Annotated in this window: 4 protein-coding genes and 1 pseudogene; 2 read left to right on the top strand and 3 right to left on the bottom strand. The window is 70.1% G+C overall.

From position 1 onward, the window contains the following. From F6X68_RS30845 to F6X68_RS34935, 3 genes and pseudogenes are all read right to left on the bottom strand, one after another. A partial coding sequence (locus tag F6X68_RS30845; protein WP_151457549.1) for a GtrA family protein occupies positions 1-720 on the bottom strand: 720 nt, incomplete at its 3' end. Positions 721-785: 65 nt separating this feature from the next. Then, the gene (locus F6X68_RS30840) at positions 786-1,331 is read right to left on the bottom strand and encodes a GtrA family protein (RefSeq protein ID WP_151457548.1); all 546 of its coding nucleotides are present in this window, start codon (positions 1,329-1,331) and stop codon (positions 786-788) included. Between the two features lie 155 nt (positions 1,332-1,486). Further along, positions 1,487-1,578: pseudogene (locus F6X68_RS34935) on the bottom strand (GtrA family protein); the annotation flags it as partial. Positions 1,579-1,714: 136 nt separating this feature from the next. On the opposite strand from F6X68_RS34935, the gene F6X68_RS30835 reads away from it, so the two are divergent. Together F6X68_RS30835 and F6X68_RS30830 are read left to right on the top strand one after the other, a co-directional pair. Beyond that, positions 1,715-3,556, top strand: coding sequence for a phosphoenolpyruvate carboxykinase (GTP) (locus F6X68_RS30835; protein ID WP_151457547.1), 1,842 nt, complete (start codon positions 1,715-1,717; stop codon positions 3,554-3,556). A 43-nt stretch (positions 3,557-3,599) separates the two neighbouring features. Next, a complete protein-coding gene (locus F6X68_RS30830; RefSeq protein WP_151457546.1) occupies positions 3,600-4,460 on the top strand; it encodes a hypothetical protein in 861 nt (286 codons plus the stop codon). Positions 4,461-4,611: the final 151 nt, after the last annotated feature.

Genomic DNA, 4,611 nt, shown 5'->3' with positions numbered 1-4,611 from the left:
GGCCTGGAGTTCGGCGGCCAGTTCCGCCTCCAGCTCCCGGTCGAGGGAGCCGCCGAGGCCGGCGTCGAGCGGGACGGGGCGCCCCTGGACCGGGGCCGCCGGGCCCGCCGCCGACGCGGGTTCGGGGCCGGGCTTGCCGCGTGGGGCACGCCGCGCGGCGCCGGGCGGTGGTTCGGACTCCTCCAGCTCGGAGATCGACTCGGCCAACTCGGCCACCGGGTCCATCTCGGCCATGGTGTCCCACTCGTCGCGCGGGATGCTGTGCCACGTCTCGGCCGCGTGGGCGGGCGCCGGTTGGAAGACGAACGTGCGGTAGGACCAGAAGCGGAACAGCGTCGCGAGCAGCACGCCACCGGTCTTGGCCACGTTGAGGGCCAGCAGGCTGGTCAGGCCCAGCCCGTACTTGGCGGCGGCCAGGACGCCCAGTTCGATGAGCAGGCCCGCCCCGTTGAAGAGGAAGAAGAGGACGTACTCGCGTCGCATGGCCGATTTGGGGCGATCCCGGTACGTCCAGTGACGATTCATCAGATAAGACGTGATCGTCGCCACCACGGTCGCGATGACCGTCGCCTTCAGTTGACCGTCCACGAAAACGGTCAGTGCGAGCACATTGAACACGGCGTAATTGATTACGGTGTTGACGCCGCCGACGATTCCGAACTTGAGCGCCTCGTGGATGAACTTCTGCCAGCGCTCAGGCAGCAGACGGACAAGACGCATGCGGAACACCTTAGGGCAGTGGGCGGGGCCGGCAGGCTCCGGCCGGGACGAAGGTGGGCGGTTGGTCACGCCCGGTGGTCTCGGTCGTGCTTCTCTTCCGGAACGGAGGGGGTTCCCGCTTCGACGAAGACGAACCGTCGGTAGGACCAGAACCGGAACAGCGTCCCGAGCCCGGTCCCGACGATGAAGCTGGCGATGTTGTCGGCCAGCGGGGTCTGGAACACCTCCGGCCAGATGCTGCCCAGGCCGTAGCGGCTGACCGCCAGGCAGGCCACGGCGATCCCCAGGCCGACGCCGTTGAAGAAGAAGAACAGTGCGTACTCGCGGGCCGGGTTGGAGCGCTTGCGGTGCCGCCACGTCCAGAACCGGTTGCCGACGAACGCCACGGACGCCGCGATCACCGTCGAGATGGTCTTCGCGGTGACCTGTTCGACGCCCCGCACGCTCGTCAGGTAGTTGAAGAGGGCGAAGTCGATCAGGAAGGCGATCCCGCCCACGGTGGCGAACTTGCTCAGCTCGCGGACCAGGTGGCCGAAGCGGTCCACCAGCGCGCGGACCAGACCCGGGCGGGTCTGCGGAGAGCCGGGCTCCCCGGTCGTCGTCGCGGCCACGACGCGAGCCTACCGGCTGGGGTCATCCCGCACGGGTAGCAACGGCGGACCGCTCACCCGGGTGTGCGCCTGTGGACAGAGCGTAACGAGATCGGACCGCCTGCGGAGCGGTTCGCGGGTTCCGCCGTCCGGGGCGCCGCCGGCCCGGCCGGTGACGGTTCCCCACAGGATTTGCGTGAAACTGCGCGTGAAAGCGGGTATTAGCTCGTGATGCCGCAGCGTGCCCGTACCTTGTGCAGTTCTTCACAACCAGTCCCACTGACTGGTGACCTCGCCCGGTTTACGCTGAGGCCAATCCCAGGTTTCCACGAAGACGACGCATAGCGCCGTCAAGACTCGTGCATCCCATAGATCGGTCAGCGTCGACCACAAGGAGATGTGTCATGGTTGCTCCGGCTACCGTTCGGGGTATCGATCAGGCCCCGACGTCCCACCCGAAACTGCTCGCCTGGGTCCGTGAGGTCGCTGAACTGACCACCCCCGACCGCGTCGTCTGGGTGGACGGGTCCGACGAGGAGTGGCGGCGCCTCACCGACGAGCTGGTCGAGGCCGGCACCCTGATCCGGCTCAACCCCGAGAAGAAGCCCAACTCGTTCTACGCGCGCACCGACCCGACGGACGTCGCCCGGGTCGAGGAGCGCACCTACATCTGCTCCGTCGACGAGGCGGACGCCGGCCCCACCAACAACTGGATGGCGCCGGCCGAGATGAAGCGGACGATGACGGAGCTCTACCGCGGTTGCATGCGCGGGCGCACCATGTACGTCATCCCGTTCTGCATGGGCCCGGTCGAGGCCGAGAGCCCCATGTTCGGCGTCGAGATCACCGACAGCCCGTACGTGGTCGCGTCGATGCGCATCATGACCCGGATGGGGGCCAAGGTCCTGGAGGCCATGGGCGACGACGCGGACTTCGTCCACGCGCTGCACTCCATCGGCGCCCCGCTCAACCCCGGCCAGCAGGACGTGGCGTGGCCGTGCAACGAGACCAAGTACATCTCCCACTTCCCGGAGACCCGGGAAATCTGGTCCTTCGGCTCCGGCTACGGCGGCAACTCGCTGCTCGGCAAGAAGTGCTACTCGCTGCGGATCGCCAGCGTGATGGGCCGCGACGAGGGCTGGCTCGCCGAGCACATGCTCATCCTCAAGATCACCTCGCCGGAGGGCAAGGTCTACCACGTCGCCGGGGCCTTCCCGTCGGCCTGCGGCAAGACCAACCTGGCCATGCTGGAGCCGACCGTCCCGGGCTGGAAGGTCGAGACCATCGGCGACGACATCGCCTGGATGCGCTTCGGCCCGGACGGCCGCCTCTACGCGGTCAACCCCGAGTACGGCCTCTTCGGCGTCGCGCCCGGCACCGACTGGAAGACCAACGCCAACGCGATGCGGACGCTGGACCGCGGCAACTCCGTCTTCACCAACGTCGCCCTGACCGACGACGGGGACATCTGGTGGGAGGGCATGGGCGAGCCGCCGGCGCACCTGGTCGACTGGAAGGGCAACGACTGGACGCCGGAGAGCGACAGCCTCTCCTCGCACGCGAACAGCCGGTTCTGCACCCCGATCACCCAGTGCCCGATCCTGGCCGAGGACTACTTCGACCCGAACGGCGTGCCGATCGACGCGATCCTCTTCGGTGGTCGCCGCCGGGACACCATCCCGTTGGTGACCGAGGCCCGCGACTGGGTGCACGGGGTCTACATGGGCGCGACGCTCTCCTCGGAGACCACCGCCGCCGCCTCCGGTGCGGTCGGCGTCGTCCGGCGCGACCCGATGGCGATGCTCCCGTTCATCGGCTACCACGCCGGCGACTACTTCCGGCACTGGATCGAGATGGGCAAGGGCACCGACGGCGACGAGTCCAAGCTGCCGAAGATCTACTACGTCAACTGGTTCCGCAAGGACCCGGAGGGCAACTTCCTCTGGCCCGGCTTCGGCGAGAACTCCCGCGTGCTCAAGTGGGTCATCGAGCGGATCGAGGGGCGCGCCGAGGCGGTGGAGACGCCGATCGGCATGGTCCCGGCCCAGGACGCGCTCGACGTCGAGGGCCTCGACATGACCCCGGAGGACGTCCGGATCGCGCTGAAGGTCGACCCGGAGGAGTGGCGCAAGGAGCTCCCGATGGTCACCGAGTGGTTCGAGAAGTTCGGCGACAAGCTGCCGGGCGTGCTCTGGGCCGAGCTGGACGCGCTGCGTGCCCGGCTCGACGCGGCGCCGCAGCGCTGAGGACAGGTGTGACCGACGCCCCGACGGGGCATCATCGGATCCCATGAGGACGGCCGCCGCGACCGAGGTCCGGCGGCCGTCCGCCGTCCGGGCGCTGACCGCACTGCTCGCGCTGACCGCGGCGGCCACCGTCGTGGTCGAGCTGCTCAACTGGTGGTACGCCCCGGAGCAGGGCTTCGGGCTGGCGGTGCGGACGGGCTGGGCGATGCTCCGTTCGCTCGGCTTCCTGCTGCTGATCGGGCACGTCCGTCGGGGCCGGACGGTGGCCCGGCCGTTCGGGCTGATCCTGGCGGTGACCACGGTCTTCGCGGTCGGCCGGCTGATCGTGCCCCGGCAGGGAGTGCCGCCGCTGCCGGGGCTGCTCGGGTTCGCCCTGCTCACCGTGCTCTGCGCCGCCGTGGTCTGGCTGCTCTACCGCTCGTCCGCGGTGTCCGGGCACCTGGTCCGCCACCGGCCCCGCCTGGTCATCGACCGGGAGGGCATCTCCTGGCGGGAGACCCCGCCCCGCCGGCCGGAGGTCAGCGGTTGGCTGCTCACCAGCCGGGTCGCGGCGTTCACGTACAGCCCGCTCATGCTGGTCCCGGCGCTGGTCGCCGGCGGCGCGGTGCTGGACGACCGGCTCGCCGCCGTGCCCGCCGTGCTGCTCTGGTTCGCCGCCGGGATCGTGACCAGCTACGCGGTGCTCTTCTGCACCGCCTTCCTGATGCGCGGCAAGGGCTGGGCGCGCACGCTGCTGGTGGCCGTCACCGCGATCGTGCTCGCCGTCGACCTGCCGCTGTGCTGGTGGCTGCTCGGCCCGGACGGGCTGGTCCGCGACGGCGGCCCGCTGGTGGCTGCCGCCGCGCTAACGATCTACGGCCTCTGGCGCGCCACCCGCGCCGAACGCGCCACCCGCCCGGCGTAGGCCGCCACCCGCGCCGAACCCCCCGGCCGGGCGGGCGTGTTCCAGGCACTGCCCCTAGCCAGCGTGATCACCATCGCCACAGGGCCGGACCACCCGGGTTCGCCCCGGCCCGTTCCCCACCAGCCCGGGGGTTGGTGCCATTCGCGCTGTC

The sequence above is a fragment of the Micromonospora sp. AMSO12t genome (assembly GCF_008806585.1).
In the GTDB taxonomy this organism is placed as follows: Bacteria; Actinomycetota; Actinomycetes; order Mycobacteriales; family Micromonosporaceae; genus Micromonospora; species Micromonospora reichwaldensis.
Note: the sequence above shows the minus strand (reverse complement) of the source record. Positions and strands in the feature narration are given on the sequence as shown.

What these genes read in the sequence shown, in the direction of transcription:
- F6X68_RS30830 (WP_151457546.1), top strand. Translation starts at nt 3,600, where the DNA reads ATGAGGACGGCCGCCGCGACCGAGGTCCGGCGGCCGTCCGCCGTCCGG.
- F6X68_RS30835 (WP_151457547.1), top strand. Translation starts at nt 1,715, where the DNA reads ATGGTTGCTCCGGCTACCGTTCGGGGTATCGATCAGGCCCCGACGTCC.